The organism is Kitasatospora herbaricolor (assembly GCF_030813695.1).
Taxonomy (GTDB): domain Bacteria; phylum Actinomycetota; class Actinomycetes; order Streptomycetales; family Streptomycetaceae; genus Kitasatospora; species Kitasatospora herbaricolor.
Map to the genome: position 1 here is coordinate 840754 of NZ_JAUSVA010000002.1, position 17485 is coordinate 858238.

The 17485-nt window shown below is 75.0% G+C and carries 14 protein-coding genes; 6 read left to right on the forward strand and 8 right to left on the reverse strand.

The window, feature by feature from the left end; genetic code table 11:
• Positions 1–30 precede the first annotated feature (30 nt).
• Together J2S46_RS04185 and J2S46_RS04190 are read left to right on the forward strand one after the other, a co-directional pair.
• Positions 31–747: an LppU/SCO3897 family protein gene (locus tag J2S46_RS04185; RefSeq protein ID WP_191293551.1), complete on the forward strand. Its 717-nt coding sequence runs from the start codon at positions 31–33 to the stop codon at positions 745–747.
• Between the two features lie 70 nt (positions 748–817).
• Positions 818–2308: a bifunctional phosphatase PAP2/diacylglycerol kinase family protein gene (locus tag J2S46_RS04190; RefSeq protein ID WP_191293553.1), complete on the forward strand. Its 1491-nt coding sequence runs from the start codon at positions 818–820 to the stop codon at positions 2306–2308.
• 53 nt (positions 2309–2361) lie between these two features.
• On the opposite strand, the gene J2S46_RS04195 is transcribed toward J2S46_RS04190, so the two are convergent.
• From J2S46_RS04195 to J2S46_RS04205, 3 genes are all read right to left on the reverse strand, one after another.
• On the reverse strand, positions 2362–4713 hold the full coding sequence (locus tag J2S46_RS04195) for a SpoIIE family protein phosphatase (protein ID WP_307348723.1): 2352 nt from the start codon (positions 4711–4713) through the stop codon (positions 2362–2364).
• A gap of 152 nt (positions 4714–4865) precedes the next feature.
• Positions 4866–5216, reverse strand: coding sequence for a DUF6296 family protein (locus J2S46_RS04200; RefSeq protein ID WP_307348726.1), 351 nt, complete (start codon positions 5214–5216; stop codon positions 4866–4868).
• A gap of 177 nt (positions 5217–5393) precedes the next feature.
• Positions 5394–5969 (reverse strand): TetR/AcrR family transcriptional regulator, encoded by a 576-nt coding sequence (locus tag J2S46_RS04205; protein ID WP_191293555.1) that lies wholly within the window; start codon positions 5967–5969, stop codon positions 5394–5396.
• 70 nt (positions 5970–6039) lie between these two features.
• Between J2S46_RS04205 and J2S46_RS04210 the strand changes: the two genes are divergently transcribed.
• On the forward strand, positions 6040–6627 hold the full coding sequence (locus J2S46_RS04210; RefSeq protein ID WP_191293556.1) for a dihydrofolate reductase family protein: 588 nt from the start codon (positions 6040–6042) through the stop codon (positions 6625–6627).
• A gap of 57 nt (positions 6628–6684) precedes the next feature.
• Here the strand turns inward: J2S46_RS04210 and J2S46_RS04215 are convergent, their stop codons facing one another.
• Both J2S46_RS04215 and J2S46_RS04220 read right to left on the reverse strand, forming a co-directional pair.
• Entirely contained in the window at positions 6685–7890 is a 1206-nt protein-coding gene (locus J2S46_RS04215; protein WP_229913256.1) for a mechanosensitive ion channel family protein, read from the reverse strand.
• 178 nt (positions 7891–8068) lie between these two features.
• Complete coding sequence (locus J2S46_RS04220) at positions 8069–8881, reverse strand: alpha/beta fold hydrolase (protein WP_191293558.1); 813 nt, start codon at positions 8879–8881, stop codon at positions 8069–8071.
• A 259-nt stretch (positions 8882–9140) separates the two neighbouring features.
• Here J2S46_RS04220 and J2S46_RS04225 point away from each other — a divergent pair, with 259 nt between their 5' ends.
• On the forward strand, positions 9141–9284 hold the full coding sequence (locus J2S46_RS04225; RefSeq protein ID WP_191293559.1) for a hypothetical protein: 144 nt from the start codon (positions 9141–9143) through the stop codon (positions 9282–9284).
• Positions 9285–9449: 165 nt separating this feature from the next.
• On the forward strand, positions 9450–9623 hold the full coding sequence (locus J2S46_RS04230) for a CsbD family protein (protein ID WP_191293561.1): 174 nt from the start codon (positions 9450–9452) through the stop codon (positions 9621–9623).
• A 99-nt stretch (positions 9624–9722) separates the two neighbouring features.
• Here the strand turns inward: J2S46_RS04230 and nhaA are convergent, their stop codons facing one another.
• From nhaA to J2S46_RS04245, 3 genes are all read right to left on the reverse strand, one after another.
• Positions 9723–11630 (reverse strand): Na+/H+ antiporter NhaA, encoded by a 1908-nt coding sequence (gene nhaA / locus J2S46_RS04235; protein ID WP_191293562.1) that lies wholly within the window; start codon positions 11628–11630, stop codon positions 9723–9725.
• A gap of 271 nt (positions 11631–11901) precedes the next feature.
• Positions 11902–13176 (reverse strand): GntR family transcriptional regulator, encoded by a 1275-nt coding sequence (locus tag J2S46_RS04240; protein WP_191293564.1) that lies wholly within the window; start codon positions 13174–13176, stop codon positions 11902–11904.
• 293 nt (positions 13177–13469) lie between these two features.
• Positions 13470–14678 carry an FUSC family protein gene (locus tag J2S46_RS04245; protein WP_191293597.1) on the reverse strand — a complete coding sequence of 403 codons (1209 nt, stop codon included), beginning with the start codon at positions 14676–14678 and terminating at the stop codon, positions 13470–13472.
• A gap of 406 nt (positions 14679–15084) precedes the next feature.
• Between J2S46_RS04245 and J2S46_RS04250 the strand changes: the two genes are divergently transcribed.
• A complete protein-coding gene (locus J2S46_RS04250) occupies positions 15085–17481 on the forward strand; it encodes a bifunctional lysylphosphatidylglycerol flippase/synthetase MprF (protein WP_229913257.1) in 2397 nt (798 codons plus the stop codon).
• Positions 17482–17485: the final 4 nt, after the last annotated feature.

Sequence of the window (17485 nt, forward strand, 5' to 3'; positions counted from 1 at the left end):
GGCCCCGCCGGACCAGTCCGAAGGATCACGTTGTCCACTCCGCCCACCCAGGCCTTCCCCGGCGCCGAGCAGCACCACACCGCACCCGTGGGAGGCGGGGCGCCCTGGGCCGCCCCCGGCCCCTTCTGCCGTTTCTGCGGCTCGGTCCCCGCCGTGGAGGCCACCATCCGCGGCCACCAGGGGCTCCTGGTGATCATGAAGTTCCTCAAGCTCAAGGGCCCGTTCTGCCGCCCCTGCGGCGTGGCGGTGCACCGCAGGATGACCGCGGACAGCCTGTGGCAGGGCTGGTGGGGCATCGCCTCCGCGGTGATCAACCCGGTCACCATGCTGGTCAACCTGCCCCAGCGCGCGAAGATCAACAAGCTCGGCGCGCCCGTCCCGGGCGCTCCCGGACAGCCCGCGGACCCGGGCAAGCCGCTGTACCGGCGCCCGGCGATCCTCGGCCTGCTGATCCCCGTGATCGCGGTCGGCCTGATCGCCTTCCAGGCCGGACGGGACCCGTCCTACGCCGAGGTCGGCGACTGCGTGCACAACAAGAACGTGATGACCGCGGGCGTCAGCGACACCCACCCCGACGTGGTGGTGCTCTCCTGCTCGGACCCGGACGCGGACGCCCGGATCGTCGGCAAGGTGTCCGACACGGCGAACGGGGACAGTGCCTGCGAGGCGTACGCCGACGCCGACGGCTGGTACACCCAGGAGGAGGACTCGCGGAAGTTCACCCTCTGCCTGCACTTCCTGAAGTAGCCCGTACGGCCCACCGCGCCGGGCGATGTCGCACAGGCCTGCCTGCGGAGATCCGGGGTAGCCTCCGGCCATGGCGACCCTGGACACGATGGACCGAGCACTGTTCGAGCGGGTGGCGCGGGCCCGGCTCACCGGGCTGCACCCCTGGCTGCCCCGGCTGAGCCGGGCCGCCGACCACGGTGTGCTCTGGCAGGCCTCGGCGGCGGCGCTCGCCACCCTGGGCGGCCGGACCGGACGGCGGGCCGCGCTGCGCGGGATCGGATCGCTGGCGCTTGCGTCGGTCGCGGCCAACGTCGCGGCCAAGCACCTGACCAGGCGTCCGCGGCCGGTGCTGGAGCACGTGCCGCTGGCGCGCCAGCTCGTCCGGCAGCCGTTCACCACCTCCTTCCCGTCCGGCCATTCCGCCTCGGCGGCGGCCTTCGCGGTCGGGGTCGCGCTGGAATCCCCGCTGCTGGGGGCGGTGGTGGCGCCGGTGGCGGGCGCGGTGGCGCTCTCCCGGGTGTACGTCGGCGCGCACTACCCCGGGGACGTGCTGGCCGGGGTGGCGCTCGGCGCCGGCGCGGCCGCGCTCACCCTGCGCTGGTGGCCCCGGCACGTGGCCGCGACCGTCCCGGCGGCGCCACCGCGGGTGGCCGTTCCGGCGCTGCCCGGCGGCACGGGGCTCTGCGTGGTCGTCAACACCGGGTCGGGCGGCGGCAACGGCAACGGCGACGGGCCCGACCCGACGGCCACCGAGCTGAGCTCGCTGCTGCCCGGGGCGGACGTCCGGCTGTTCGGCCCCGACGACGACCTGGCGAAGCTGCTGGAGTCGGCCGCCGACGACGCGGCGGGCCGGGGCGGCGCGCTCGGCGTGTGCGGCGGCGACGGGACGGTCAACCTGGCCGCCTCGGTCGCCGCCGCCCGCGGCCTGCCGCTCGCGGTCTTCCCCGGCGGCACGCTGAACCACTTCGCGGTGGACCTGGGCATCAACTCGCTGCGCGCCACCGCCGAGGCGGTGGAGGGCGGCCACGCCTGCGCGGTCGACCTCGGGCTGGCCGCCGACGACGACCGGCAACGCGTCTTCGTGAACACCTTCAGCCTGGGCGTCTACCCCGAACTCGTCCGCCTGCGGGAGAAGCTGGAGGACCGGATCGGCAAGTGGCCGGCCCTGGCGGTCTCGGTGCTCCGGGTGCTCGCGACGGCCGAACCGGTCGAGGTCGAGGTGTCGGGTGTCCCGCGCCGGCTCTGGCTGCTGTTCGCGGGCAACGGCTCCTACGACCCGCCGGGCTTCGCCCCCACCCGCCGCGCCGGCCTGGCCGACGGACTGCTGGACGTCCGGACGGTGGACGGGAGCAGCCCGTTCGCCCGGACCAGGCTCGCCGGCGCCTTCCTGTCCGGGACGATGGGGCGCTCCCGGGTCTACCGGGCGGCCCGGCTCTCCGCTCTGGAGGTGACCTCGCTCGGGTCGGCGCGGCGGATCTCGGTGGACGGCGAGTCGGTGCCGGCCCACGGGCACCTGCACCTGTCCAAGGCCCGGGCCGGGCTGACGGTGTACCGGCCGGCGGAGCCGGACCCGGCCTGAGCCAGGGCCTGACGGCGCACGGGCGGCCGGAGGCACCGGCGGCGCACCCGGCGTCAGGCCGCCGCGTCCTCCGGCGGGAGCTCGGGGAAGGGCTGCTCCGACCAGATGGTCTTGCCCGACCGGGTGTAGCGGCTGCCCCAGCGGCTGGACACCTGGGCGACCAGGAACAAGCCGCGGCCGCCCTCCTCGGTGGCGAGCGCCCGGCGCATCCGGGGCTGGGTGCTGCTCGGGTCGGACACCTCGCAGATCAACGCGCCCGCCCGGATCAGCCGCAGGCCGACCGGACCGCCCGCGTAGCGGACGGCGTTGGTCACCAGTTCGCTGACCACCAGCTCGGTCGGGAACACCAGCTCGTCCAGGCCCCAGACCGCGAGCTGCCCCGCGACCAGCTGCCGGGCCCGGGAGACCTCCTGCGGGTCGGCCGCCAGCTGCCAGGTCGCGGTGTCGGCCGGCTCCACCGTGCGGGTCCGGGCCAGCAGCAGGGTGACGTCGTCCGGCAGCCGGCCCGGCGTCAGCCCGGCCGTCACGTCCCGGCCGACGTCCTTGAGCGGGCGGCGCAGCACGTCGGCCTTGAGCAGGCGCTCCCGCAGGTCGGCCATGCCCTCGTCCAGGTCGCCGTCACCGCACTCGACCAGGCCGTCGGTGAAGAGCGCCAGCACGCTGCCGCGCTCCACCTCGAACTCCACCGGCTCGAAGGGCAGGCCGCCGACCCCCAGCGGCGGGCCGGGGTTCAGCTCGACGTACTCGAAGCTGCCGTCCGGGCGGACCACGGCGGGCGGCGGATGACCGGCGCTGGCCAGCACGCAGGTGCTGGAGACGGGGTCGTAGACGGCGTACAGGCAGGTCGCGCCGACCGCGTCGGGGGCGCCGAGCTCCTCACGGTGCGGGGTGTCCTCCTCGTCCGGGTCGCCGAGCGCCTCGACGGTCAGCTGGGAGACCAGGTCGTCGAGGTGGCTCAGCAGCTCCTCCGGGTCGACGTCGAGATCGGCCAGCGCCCGGACGGCGGTGCGCAGGCGTCCCATCGTGGCGGTGGCCTGGAGGCCGTGGCCGACCACGTCGCCGACCACCAGCGCGACCCGGGCGGAGGACAGCGGGATGACGTCGAACCAGTCGCCGCCGACCCCGCCGGCGGCGTCGGTGGGCAGGTAGATGCTGTCGGTCTGGGCGGCCACGGTGTCGCTCGCGGCCGGCGGGAGGAGGCTGCGCTGCAGGCTGACGGCGGCCCGGTGCTCGCGGGTGTACCGGCGGGCGTTGTCGGCGGCCAGGGCCGCGCGGCTGGCGATCTCCTGCAGCAGCGACTGGTTCTCCTCGTCGAACGGGGGGCGGTCCGGCCCGCGCCAGACGGTGACCGTGCCGAGGTAGCCGCCCCGGGCCCGCATCGGGGCGCTGATCGGCGGCCGGCTGCCCGGGCCGGGGTCGGTCCCGGCGGTGGCGGTGCGGCGCAGCGAGGCGGGCCGCTCGTGCTCGGCGGCCGGTTCGTCACCGGTGAGCACGGCCGTGGTGACGTCGATCGCGGCGGCGTCGGCCAGGGCCGGCACCAGGACGCCGACCAGGTCCTCGGTGATCCGGGTGACGGAGAGCGAGCCGCCGAGGGCGACCGTCGAGGCGTGCAGCACCTCCAGGCGGCGCCGGGCCCGGTCGAAGTCGGTCATGTCGGTGAAGGCGATCGTGACGCCGAGCGGCGGTCCCTGGGGCTCCTGGAGGCGGAAGGCGGTGAACATCATCACCCGCCCGTCGCCGAAGTCGTCGAGGGTCCGCACCCGGGTCTCCATACCGAAGCGCGGCACCCCGGTGTCCAGCACCTCCCGCAGGTGGGTGTTGATCGAGTGGGCGTCCTCGGGCTGGAGGAGGTCCTCCATCCGGAACCCGGTCAGGTCCTGCGGCACACCGGTGTAGGGCAGCAGGTGGGAGTTGGTGCGCAGCAGGCGCAGGTTCTCGTCGAAGACGGCCAGGCCGATCCGGTCCTGCAGGAAGAGCTCCTGGGTGAAGGCGTGGTCCTGGCGCCATTTGGAGACCAGCGCGGTCGGCGCGCCGAGGACCAGCAGGCGGGCGCCCTCGGCGGACCGCCCGCCGTCCCGGGCCGGGCCGGCGCCGTCGTCCAGCGGCATCGCCCGGAAGTCGACCTCCAGTTCGCCGTCCGTGCCGTGCCGCAGCAGCACCCGCCCGACCCAGGACGGACCGTCGTCGCGCTGCGCGAGCACGCCGGGCCACTGCTCCGGGTCGGACAGCAGCTCGCGGACGGGCCGGCCGCAGACCTCGGGAGCGGCGAGCCCGAGCATCCGCTCGGCCTCCGCGGACCAGCCCAGCACCGTTCCGTCCGCCGCGTCGACCAGGATCCCGGCGGTGCTTTCGGTGGCGAAAGGCGACTGGTAGCCGTCCGAGCCGCGCATATGTTCACCCCTCACTCCGCACCGGATACCCCCATCATCCGATGCTTCGCGGCTGTCAGCACGGTGTGACCGGGACGAGGTCCCCCGCCACGGTGCGTGCCCGGCCGGGGCCGGGGCCGGGCACGCACCCGCGGGGCGCACGGGCCGCCTGCCGGAGGCGCCGGTGTTCAGCGCGTCGGCACGCCCTCCCGGGCGGCGGGACGGGCCGACCCGGTGGTGCCGCGCCGGCCGTGCCCGGCGTCCTGGCCGAGGGCCGGTTCGTGCTCCCGGGGCGGGTGGGCCCGGCGGACCCGGACGGGGCGGGTGAGGCGCTGGTGCGCCCCGGTGGCCAGCATCCGGGCTTCGCCTCGGTCGCTTATCTCGGCGCAGACGATCCCGGTGGCGTCCAGGTAGACGGGGTGCCCGCCCGGGCCGGTGAGGGCGCTGCGGCGGACCACCACCACATCCGGCGCGCCGCCGGGGGCGGGCGCGGCGAAGACGAGTTCGAAACGGTCGTGGTCGTACCGGTCGTTGCTCAAGTGTTCTCCCTGGGGGCTTGGCCGGACGGATCGGCGGGCGCCTCCTCCGCCGCCGGGCGGGGGGGCTCTGCCGCGGCCGCGCCTACCCCCGATCCGGACGGCCATGCCCCCGACCGGCGGAAATCCCTCGCCCGGCGCACCCGGGGCGGCCGTGCCGGGCCCCGGGCGCCGGGCGGGTCACGGTCCGACGACGCGTTCGACCGCGGCCGTGACGAGTTGCTCGCGCTCGGCCTCCGAGAACACCCCCGGCAGGGTGAGCTGCTCGACGATGAGCCAGTTGAAGGCCAGGTACAGCAGCCGGACGGCGGTGGCGTCGCCGGGCAGGCCGGACTCCTCGTGGTAGGCCACGTTGGCGTCGACGTCCGCCCGGACCCGCTCGGTCAGCACCGCGCGCAGCTCGGGGCGCCGGGTGGCTTCGAGGCGGAGCTCCAGGAGCGCCAGGTAGCCGGTGCGGAAGGCGCTGATCCGGCCGACCGTCTCGCGCATCAGCAGCGCGTAGGTCTCCCGGTCCGGCGTGGCGGCCCGCTGCCGCGCGACGGTCGCCTCGTCCGGCTGGAGCCGCTCGTAGACCCGGGCCCCGGCCTGGGTGAGCAGGTCGTCCCGGTTGGCGAAGTAGTTGGAGGCGGTGCCGGGGGGCACCGCGGCCTCCGTGTCCACCGCCCGGAAGGTCAGCCCGCGCGCGCCCTCCTTGGCCAGCACCTCGATCGCGGCGTCGACGAGGGCGGCCCTCCGCTCGGCGTTCCTGCGCGCCATTGACACCACTCCATTCGTAGTACTACGGTTGAACCACTTCAAACAGAGTACTACAGACGGAGTCATCTGAATGCGAAAGCTCGTGTACTACGTCGCCGTCACCCTCGACGGGTACATCGCCGGCCCCGGCGGCGAGTACGACTTCTTCCCGCTCGGCGACGAGAAGCAGGCCGCCGACTACGCCGGGTGGACCAACGCCCGCTACCCCGAGACGCTGCCCGGCTTCCTGCGCGCCGCCCACGGCCTGACGGACGCCCCGAACCAGCGCTTCGACACCGTGCTGATGGGGCTCGGCAGCTACCGCCCCGGCCTGGACGCGGGCTTCCCCAGCCCGTACGCCCACCTGCGCCAGTACGTCGTGTCGAGCACGCTCGCACCGGACACCGACCCGGCGGTGACCGTGGTCGCCGCCGACCCGCTCGCCCTGGTCCGCGAACTCAAGCGGGAGGACGGCCAGGACATCTGGCTCTGCGGCGGCGGCCTGCTCGCCGGGGCGCTGCTGCCCGAGATCGACGAGTTGATCATCAAGAGCTACCCCGTGGTCGCCGGATCCGGGATCCCGGTCTTCAACGGGGACTTCAGCCCCACGCTCTTCGAGGTCACCGACCGGACCTCCTTCGACAACCACGTCACCATGACATGGTTCGCCCGCCGCTGACCCGGCCGGGGACGGCCACGGCCTTGCGGGCGCCGCCCGACGCGACGCGACGCGGCCTCAGCGGCCGTCCGCCCGGCCCGCCCGGGAGCGCGTCCGCCCGGCCGTCGGCCCGTCGGGCGCGGCGGCCTGCGGGCCGACGTGCGGGCGAGCCCGGTGATCGCCGGGGGGAGTCTCCCCCACCCTCGCGTCCGGTCCGTCGCCGGTCTCCTGCCCGTGCTCGTCCGGCCGGCCGGCGGCGCCGGCCAGCGTGACCTTGGGCAGGGCGTACGGGTGCTGCTCGCGCAGGTAGCCGATCAGCTCCTCCCGGGCCCAGCAGCGCAGCTCGAAGGCGTCCTCGCCGTTGCGCGCCGTCATCAGCAGCCTGACCACCACGGTCGTCGCGGTGGTGTCGACCACCTGGAGCGCCCAGCCCTCGCCGTCCCACCGCTCGTTGCCCGCCAGCCTGCGCGCGAACTCCGCCCGCAGCTCGGCGACCGGCGTGCTGTGGTCCAGGTGGAGAACCGCCGTCCCGGTGATCCCGGAGCCGCCGCGGGACCAGTTCTCGAAGGGCTTGCCGGCGAAGTAGGAGACCGGCATCACGATCCGCCGCTGGTCCCAGGTGGCGATCACCACCGAGGTCAGGGTGATCTCCTCGACCGTCCCCCACTCCCCCGCGACGACCACCACGTCCCCGATCCGGACCATGTCGCCGAAGGCCAGCTGGATCCCCGCGAAGAGGTTCGCCAGCGTGCTCTGGGCCGCGACACCGACCACCAGGCCGACCAGCCCGGCCGAGGCCAGCAGGCTGGTGCCGACCGCCCGGACGGCGGGGAAGGTCATCAGGACGGCGGCCAGGGTGACCACCGCGATGCCCGCGTCGCAGATCCGGCCCATCAGCCCGGCCTGGGTCCGGACCCGCCGGATCCGGGCCGGGTCGCGCCGGTCGGTGGCGTAGCTGCGCAGACCGGTGTCGATCAGCAGCGAGACGACCCGCGCGGTCAGCCATCCGCAGGTCACCAGGACGGCCAGCAGGAGGGCGTGCCGCACCACCGGGCGCAGACCGTCCGCCAGCCGCATGGCGGGCTCGCCGGTGAGCAGCAGGACGGCGACCGCCGCCGCCAGGAACGGCATCCGGCAGCGGCGCAGCAGCGACAGCAGGACGGAGCCCGGGCGTCTGACGGCGAACCGCCCGAGGGCCCGGTCCATCAGCCGGTCGAGTCCCAGGACCACCACCAGGACCATGACCACCACGGCCAGCGGGCGCACGACACTCCAGATCTGCACGGGTCAGTCTCCTCCGGTCCCCCTCGTCACAGCCGCCAGGCCCCGGGGAGGGGACCCGGGGCCTGGGCGATCGGCCGCTGCTCGGTGGCGCGGCCGCACACCCCGCGTCTGCCCCCGCCCCCATCGGTAAACCTCCGCCGGCGCGGCCGCCGGCCCGCGGGAACCGGTCCGGTGGGGGTCAGCGCCCCGGGGGCACGCCGAGCATGTCGAGGATCAGCTGCGCGACCCGGGCGGGCTGCTCGGTGACCACCATGTGGCCGGAGTCCGGCACGGTGATCAGCCTGATGTTCGGGCCGGCCTCCAGGGCGCGCCGCTCGTGCTCGGTGAGCCCGATCTCCGTACGGTCCCCCCGGGATATCCAGGCCCGGGCCCCGGACTCGCGCAGCCGGGCCGCCAGCGAGCCCTGGCGGTCCAGGTACGCGAAGTACTGCCGGACCAGGCGGCGGCAGACCCCGGGGGCGTTGTTCCGCAGGTCCGCGGAGAGGGCCGCGCGGCGCCCGGGCGGGAAGCTGTCCTCCATCGTCCGGGGCACCAGCCTGAGCATCGCCGCCCAGGCCAGGGCGCCGAGGCCGGGCACCCGGCCGATCCGGTCGAGCTGCGCCAGGTCCTGGGCCTCGTCCTCCCGGGAGAAGCTCGGGTCCAGCAGCAGCACGGGACCGCCGAACCCGCCGGTCATCGCCATCTCCATCGCGACGGTCGCCCCCAGACTGTGGCCGGCCACCAGGTCGCAGCCGAGTTCGGCGGCCAGGCCGCCCACCAGCCGTGCGTAGTTCTCGACGGAAAGGTCCTCGGGGGTGGCGGTCCGCCCGAATCCGGGCAGGGTCACGGCCAGCACGGCGACGCCCGCCTCGGCCAGCACGGGTTGGGAGGTCACGTCCTCCAGGAACACCGTCGTGCAGAGGGCGCCCGGTAGCAGCAGCACCCGGTGGGCGGCGCCGGCCGGGCCGGACCGGTGGATGTCCCAGCCGTCGAACTCGCTCCTCGCGCCCATCCGCCAGCCTTTCGTCCCGGTACCCGGCCACGCCGCCCGGGCAGCCCGCGCGGTCCTGGTCGGAAGTCAACCCAGGACGGTCCCGATCCGCATCCGGGACGGGCCGGACGGTCCAGGTCCGGGTGCCCCGGCGGCCCGGCCCGCCGCACGGCCCGGCGAATCCGTTAGGGGCCCGCGCCGCCCGGGTAGGCGCCCTGTTGAGAGCCGCGGGCCGGTCTCGGGGCCGGCCGGCGGCCGCAGGAACCAGGAGGGATCCGCGATGAGCGCTCACGCCCCCTCGGACCCGGTCACCGGGCCCCGCCCCGCCTCGGGCCCGCCGCCGGGCCCGGACCTGCCGGACCCGCTGCCGCCGCCCGTCCCGCCGAAGCCCGACCCCGACCCGGCGCCGCCGCCCACCCCGTAGCCCGGGCGCAGCGGCCCCGCGGCCGGGAGGGGCAGCCGGAGAACCGGAAACACCCGTACACGAATAACCGGCCGGCGCAGCGGCGCATGGAACCGGGGAAGCCGGGCAGGCGCCTGACCGGGAAGGTGGGCCGCCTCGGCCGCCGCCCGTCGAGAGGAGAACGCCATGGGTATGAAGGACAAGGCCGACAACCTCGCCGAGAAGGCCGGCGGCAAGGCCAAGGAGACCGTCGGGAAGGCCACCGGTGACCGCGGGCTGGAGGCCGAGGGGAAGGGCACCCAGATCAAGAGCGACCTCAAGCAGGCGGTCGAGAAGATCAAGGACGCCGGCAAGCACTGACCCGGACGCGCCGACGGGCGCCGGCCGGCCACCGCGAGATCGGTGCCCCGGGCCGGCGCCCGTCCTCGTGCCGCGCCGGGCGCGCCCTCGCCCTGCGGGTCAGCGCTCCTCGCGACGCCCCCGGCGCGCCGTCGTGCGGTCCTTGGCCGAACGGACGGCGGCGGACAACGTGGCGATGTCGTACGCACCGTGGTGGCGCCGCCCGTTGATGAAGAAGGTGGGCGTCCCGGAGACACCGCTCAGATCCGCCGACTCGACGTCCCGGGCGACCCGCTCGGCCCCGCGGTCGGCGCGCAGCGCTTCGCGGAAGCGCTCCACGTCCAGGCCCAGCTCGTCGGCGTAGCGGAGCAGGTCCCGCGGCTTCAGGGCGTCCTGCCGTTCGAGCAGGAGGTCCCGGACGGCCCAGAAGGCGCCCTGCTCGGCGGCCGCCTCGGCCGCCACCGCGGCCAGCTGGGCGTGCGGGTGGACGTCGGTGAGCGGCAGGTGGCGCCAGACATAGCGGACGTCGCCGAAGTCGGCCAGCAGGTCGCGGACCACCGGCTCCGCCTGGCCGCAGTAGGGGCACTCGAAGTCCCCGTACTCGACCACGGTGACCGGGGCGTCGAACGGGCCCCGGACATGGTCGTAGGCCGGATCGACCGGTGTCGCCAGGTCGACGATGCCCTCGGCGGTGCCCAGCAGGGCGCGGGCCCGCAGCGGCTGCGGGAGCCGGCCGAGCACCCAGGAGATCAGCCAGGTCGCGGTGAAGGCGCAGAGCACGGCGGCCAGCACCCCGGCCTTGGCCTCGTCCAGCTGGTCGCCCGCGAAGGCCAGGGTGGCGATCAGCAGCGAGACGGTGAAGCCGACGCCGGCGATGGTGCCGCCGGCCGCCACGGAGCCCCAGCCGATCGGCGGGCGGGTGCGGCCGCCGCTCATCCGGGTGGCCAGCCAGGAGACCCCGACGATGCCGAGCGGCTTGCCGAGCAGGTAGCCCAGCAGGATGCCGAGGGTGATCGGGGAGGTGGCGGCCCGCCCCAGCAGGTCGGCGTCGAGGGTGATGCCGGCGTTGGCGAGGGCGAACAGCGGGACGATCACATAGCTGCTCCACGGGTGGATGGCGCGCTGCAGCCGCTCGTTCGGCGAGATCGCCGAGGCGATCCCCCGGCGGGCGGAGCGCTCCAGCTCGGGGGTGGGCTGCTCGCGGAAGGACCGGAAGAGGCCGCTGGCGCGCTCCAGGTCGTCCCGGGTGGCCGGGTACGCCAGGGTCAGCAGCCCCAGCAGCAAGCCGATCACCACCGGGTCCACCCCGGACTTCAGCAGCGCCACCCAGGCCACCGCGCCGAGCACCGCGTAGGCGGCGCCGCTGCGCACGCCCTGGGCCCGCATCAGCAGGACGAGCACCAGGACCCCGGCCGCGACCAGCAGCGCCGGCAGGACGATCCGGTCGCTGTAGAAGACCGCGATGACGCCCAGAGCCACGAAGTCGTCCACCACGGCCACGGTGAGGATGAAGGTCCGCAGGCGTCCGGGGAGCCGGTTGCCCAGCAGGGCGAGCATGCCGAGGGCGAAGGCCGTGTCGGTGGACATCGCCGCGCCCCAGCCGTGGGTGGACGACTGCCCGGCGTTGACCGCCAGGTAGATCGCCACCGGGGCGAGCATGCCGCTGAGGCCGGCGAGCAGCGGCAGGGTGAGGTGCCGGCGTTCGCGCAGTTCGCCCATGTCGAACTCGCGGCGCGCCTCCAGCCCGACCACGAAGAAGAACAGCGTCATCAGGCCGCTGTTGACCCACTCCCGCAGGTCCAGCGCGACGCCGTGGCCGCCGAGGTCGATCGCCAGATGGGTCTCCCAGAACGCCCGGTAGGACCCGGGAGCGGCGTTCGCCCAGATCAGCGCCGCGATCGTGGCCACCAGCAGGACGGCCGCGCTGCCGGCCTCGGTCCGCATGAACTCCCATCGGGCCGTGCGTGCTTCGCCCTCGCTCTCGCCGATGCTCTGGCCGGAGAGGGAGTGGTCGTCCGTGGGTGCCATGCCGTGTGTTTCTCCATGCATCGGTGCGGGCCGCCGGGTTCGGGCCCGTACCCCGTCCGGCGAGCGTGAGCCGGGCCACCCTACCCAGAGCGGCCGGTAAAGCGCCCGACCGTCCGACGTCGCGCGCGCCGGGGGGCTGGGCACGGTGCGGCAGGGCGCGCGCCCTGCCGGCTCCCGACCCCGTCCGGTGCACTTGCCGCGCAGGTCCGGCGCACCTCCGGGAGCGGGTGCCCACCGAACGGGCGGGCGCCCGCTGCCAGGGCGGCGGCGCTCAGGTCGCGGCCGCCCCCACCCGACGGGCGGTGGCCCCCACCGCCGGTACGGGCCGGGCGGACGCGGCCGAGGCGGGGCTGACCCCGTGGGCCCGCCAGATCCGGCTGATCGTCGAGGCGGAGAGGCCGGCCTGCGCCGCCATCAGCTGCTTGGTCCAGCGCGGGGCGTCCGGGGGCGTGTCGTGCAGGGTCCTGGCCAGCACGTCGGCGACCTGCGCGTCCGTCACACTGCGCGGGCGGCCCCGGCCGCGCCTGGGCAGCAGGCCCTCCACCCGCTTCTCCAGGAAGCGTCCGTGCCACTCCTCCACGGCCGCCTTCGAGCACTGCGCGCGCCGCGCGACGACGGCGGCGGCCACCGGAGCGCCGCCGGCCGCCGCGTCGTCGCAGGCCAGCACGATCCGGGCGCGCTGGGCCAGCGACTCGCTCCGGGCCCCCGGCTGCAGCCAGGCCAGCAGCGCCGCCCGCTCCTGGCCGCTCAGGCGCAGCGGCGCGAGGGCGTCGGCGGCCCGGACCGGGGCCGCCGACCGGGGGCGGACCTGCAGGGCGTCCAGCGGCGAGGTGCGGTACTCCAACTCGGCGTGCGCCGCCACCACCCGGAAGTCCGTGATCGCCAGCGGGCGCCCGATGTGGTCGTGGACCACCCGGCGGACGGCGAGGTGCGGCACGTCGCCGTCGCTCGGCAGGACGTTGATCCGGTCGTAGCGGGTCGGCCGCAGTCCGGCGCCGATCATCCAGCCGTAGAGTCCGGTCAGGTCGCTCTCCTGGCCGGTGCCGGCGGCGCGTTCGAGCTCCGGCAGTTCGGCGATCAGCTCGGGCGCGAAGTGGGAGCGGGAGTCCTGCAGCAGCAGCCCGTCCGCGTCGTGCACGCGCTGCTGGTGCGCGAGGGCCGGCTCGTCCGGCGGGATTCCGAGCACGGCGGCGACGTCACCGGCCGGGGTGGCGAAGTGGGTGCGGAAGACCGTCACCACGTCCTCGTGCGGGACGACCATCGAGCCGGGGAAGGTCATCCCCGGAGGGTTCGGCGAGTCGTCCGTGCCGGCCCTGGCGTAGGTCCCGGTGGGATGGCTCTCCACCAGCCCCTGGTCCCGCAGTTCGCGCAGTGCGGCACGGACGGTCTGGCGGTTGACGCTCCAGGTGGCCGCGAGGGTCCGCTCGGCCGGCAGCCGGGTGCCGGCCGGGATCCGGCCGCTGTGGATCTCGGCCCGCAGGTGCTGGGCGATGACCTGGTAACGGTTCTTGCCGGACGTGCCGTGGAGTTCGGATGTTTCGAGCATGGCAGAGCGCCTCCCCACCGGTGGCTTCTACGCAGTGCGAGCACTTCGCTGCGCTCCGTCAGCATAGAGCATTGGTCTGGACCAATTGCATGTTCCGTCAAAGCGTCATATGCCGCTGCCCCGCCGGGAGTGGACCTCCCGGCCCGCGCCAACTGTAGCGTTTTGCATCGTGAAACGACCCCGGTCGGAGCGTGCGGGACAGGACGAACACGGACGGCCCCGAGCCCGCCGCACCACGCTCGACGCGCCTGGCGGAATCTTCACCCGGCCCGCACACGACGGCCCGCCCGTGCTCAGCCCTCGCCGCGGGCGAAACGCCGGAGCCGGCCCAGCCGGGTGAAGCGCTCGCGGTTGGCGACCGAGGCCCGGTCCAGCTCCTCCATCAGCCGCCGGCCGCGGTGCTCCAGGTCCAGTTCGTCCAGGATGCGATCGATCTCGGCCAGCAGCGAACCGTGCAACTGCCAGGCCTCCGGGTGCTCCTGGACCCGCCGCAGCAGCATCTGCGCGACCCGCTCGCGACTGCCCCAGGCCGCCGACAGCTCGGCCGCCAGCCGGTCCTCGGCCTCCTCGGCGTTGCTGCTGACCTGCGTCGACACCAGCACCGCGAAACTCACCAGCGCGCCGCCGATGTGGGTGAGCAACTCCTCCAGCGCCAGCGCCACATCCGGCGGGAACAGCCGCTCGTCCTCCCCCCGGCGCTTCGCCAGGTCGGTCAGCGAGCGGGCCAGCACCCGCACCACGACCACGCAGATCTCCAGAGTGTCCAGCCCCGTCCGGAGCACCAGCCGGGAGAGCAGGCCCTCGGAGATCCTCGGGTTGAGGCGCAGGCTGTCCTCCGCCTGCCGCAGGGCCGCGTCCACGTCGGCGATGGCCTGGTCGAGCTTGCGGGCCTCGTGCAGCCGGGCCGCGGCCTGCTCGACGGGGGTCGGGCCGCCCAACTCCTCGGCGATCCGCAGCAGCAGGTGGCGGGCCCGGCGGGCCAGGTCCTCGATCGACTCGCCGGCCGTGTCCACCCAGACCGGCGGGGCGAACACCAGGTTGAAGAGCAGGCCCACCCCGGCGCCGATCAGGGTCTCCAGCACCCGGTCCCAGGCCTGGGTGGCGAGCCGGGTCACGCCGAGCACCAGCATGGCGCTGATCGCCACCTCGTTGACGAACTCGTCGACCCGGACGAACTGCCCGATCGTCAGCGAGGCCAGGATGATCAGGCCCAGGCTCCACCAGGACAGGCCCATCACGGAGCTGAACCCGATCGCGATCAGCACCCCGACCACCACCGAGTTCACCCGGCGGATGCTGGTGGTCAGCGTGGAGTAGAGGGTGACCTGGACGACCAGCAGGGCGGTCAGCGGCGCGGTCAGCGGCGCCGGCTCGCTGCTCAGCTGCAGCGCGACGGCGTAGGAGAGCGTCGCCGCCACCGTCGCACGGACCGTCAGGACCACCACCGGGTCCTTGAGCCGCCGTCGCAGGTACGCCGTCACCGAAACGCTGTCACCGAACATCCCCTCCTTCTTCCCGTCCTGCCGCCGCCGCACCGGGGTGGCCGCATTCCTCACCAGGATGCTCACAAAGACACCCGCCGCCCGCCACGTCCGGCCCCGCCGAAAATGACCTGACCGGCCCGGTGGCCGAAGGGGGACCGGGCCGGGGCCTGCGCCGCCGCGGGCCGGCGGACCGGCCTGGCACGGCGGCACGGACCTGCGCGGGGGAACGGACCTGCACGGCGGCACGGACCTGCACGGGGGCTTCGCCCGGACCCTGCGGGCCCGGCCCCGCACCGCCCGGGGCCGCGCCGGCGGCCCGGGCCGCCGAAGTCGCGCCGCCCCCGCCGACCGGCAACGATAGGTGCATGGACAGGCCTGCGGGCCCGGCCTTCCGGCCGCGCCGCGGGACACGCGCCGGAGGCGGGTGACAGCAACGATGGAGAACGCCGACGGCGCTCGGTCGAGGCAGGCGTCACAGGAGCAGAGCTCACGGGAGGAGGCGCCACCACGACCGGCGTCGCAGCAGCCGTCGCCCGAGCAGCCGGCCCGGCAACCGGCCCGGAAGCAGTCCTCGCAGCCTCCCTCCGCGAAGCAGCCGGCCGCCCGGAATCAGCAGGCCTCCCAGAAGCAGCAGGCCTCCCGGAAGCAGGCCGGACAACAGCCCGAGCAGCAGAAGCGGCCGCCCGAGGAGGAGGCCGGCGCCCCGTCGGAGGCCGCCCCGACCGGGGTCGACCGGTTCCGCGGGCGGGCCGTGGCGCTCGTGACCCGGCTCCCGTTCACCTGCGGGGTCTGCGTGGCCGTCCTGCTGGTCGCGCTCGCCAGCGGCACACTGTGGACGTCCGCCGAGGACAAGTCCTGGTACCCGCAGGTGGCGTACGGCACCCCCTCGCTGACCGCCGGGCGCCTGTGGACCTTCGTCACCGGTGCCTTCTTCGCCTCCGACCCCGTGGTGTACCTGCTCGTCCTGATCGGGCTGGCGCTGCTGGTCGGCTGGACGGAGTGGCGGCTCGGCACCGCCCGTGCCGCGCTGATCTGCTGCGCCGGGCAGCTCGCCGCCACGCTCGGCTGCGCCGCCCTGCTGCTGGCGCTGCGCCAGAGCGGCTGGGACTGGGCCGAGGCCCTGTCGCACGACCTGGACACCGGCTTCTCGGCAGGCGCGCTGGCGGCCGCCGCGGCGGCCTCGGCTGCCATGCGGGCGCCCTGGCGGAGCCGGCTGCGGGCCGCGCTGATCGCCTTCGCGGTGATCTGGCTGCTGTACTCCGGCACGGTGAGCGACGTCGAGCACTTCCTGGCGGTGGTGCTGGGCCTGGCCGTCGGGCGGCGGCTGGCCGGGGACCGCGCGGCGGGCACCGGTCCGCCGAGCCGGCGGGAGTGGCGGCTGGGGGCGGTGACCGGTCTGGTGATCGTCGCGGTCACCCAGATCGTGGTCTGGCTCGCGCCCGGCTACGGCCCGCTCGGCGACACCCACGGCCTCTCCGACTCGCACCTGGGCCTGGCCGTCAGCCTGGTGTTCATCGCGCTGCTGGTGAACGGGCTGCGCCGGGGCAGCCGGCTGGCCTGGCGCTGGACGGTGGGGTTCGCCGTCCTCAACGTGCTGGTCGGCCTGCTGGCCGCGGTGGTGCTGGTGCTCTCGGTGACCACCGACGCGGACGTGGAGGTGACCGGGCTGCCGGTGCTGCTGCCGCAGGCGGTGATCTGGACGATGGAGCTGGTGCTGCTGATCGGCGCCCGGGACGCGTTCCGCGCGCCCTCGCGGCGCAAGCGGCGCAAGGCTGCCGCCAAGGGCGGCCTGGACCGCGCCGGCGCAACCGCGCTGCTGAAGCGGTACGGCGGCGGCAATCTCTCCTGGATGACCACCTGGCGGGACAACTCCTACCTGTCGGCCGCGGACGGGCGGGCCTACGTGGCCTACCGCACGCACGCCCGGGTGGCCGTCGCGCTGGGCGACCCGGTCGGGCGTCCGGACGACCGGAACCGGGCGCTGACGGAGTTCGCCGGCATGTGCGACGCGTCCGGGGTGGTGCCGTGCCTGTTCTCCGCCTCGGAGCGGACCGCGGTGGCCGCCGAGGGGATGGGCTGGCAGCACGTGCAGGTGGCCGAGGACACCGTGATCGAGCTGGAGGGGCTGGAGTTCCGCGGCAAGTCCTGGCAGGACGTCCGGACGGCGCTGAACCGGGCCAAGAAGGAGGGCATGGAGTACCGGCTCGGCGCGCTTGCCGACGAGCCCGCCAAGGTGGTGGCGCAGGTCCGGGCCATCTCCGAGGAGTGGGTGAGCGACATGGGCCTGCCCGAGATGGGCTTCACCCTCGGCGGGGTGGAGGAGGCGCTGGACCGGGAGGTCCGGGTGGGACTGGCGATCGACCCGGACGGACAGGTGCACGGGGTCACCTCGTGGATGCCGGTCTACGGCGAGGGCGGCACGCCGGTCGGCTGGACGCTGGACGTGATGCGCCGGCGCAAGCAGGGGGCCTTCCGCCCGGTGGTGGAGTTCCTCATCGCGTCCACCTGCCTGGCCGTGCGGGAGGACGGCGCGACCTTCCTGTCGCTGTCCGGGGCGCCGCTGGCGCGCGGGGCGAGCACCGCCGACAGTCCGCTGGAGCGGTTCCTGGACCAGCTGGGAGCGGCGCTGGAGCCGTACTACGGGTTCCGTTCGCTGCACTCCTTCAAGGCCAAGTTCCAGCCCGTGCACGAGCCGATGCACCTGGTCTACCGGGACGAGGCGGACCTGCCCCGGATCGGCGTGGCGCTGACCCGGGCGTACATGCCGCAGGCCGGGTTGCGGGACTTCGGCCGGATGCTGGTGCCCTCCGGCGACCGGTGACCTG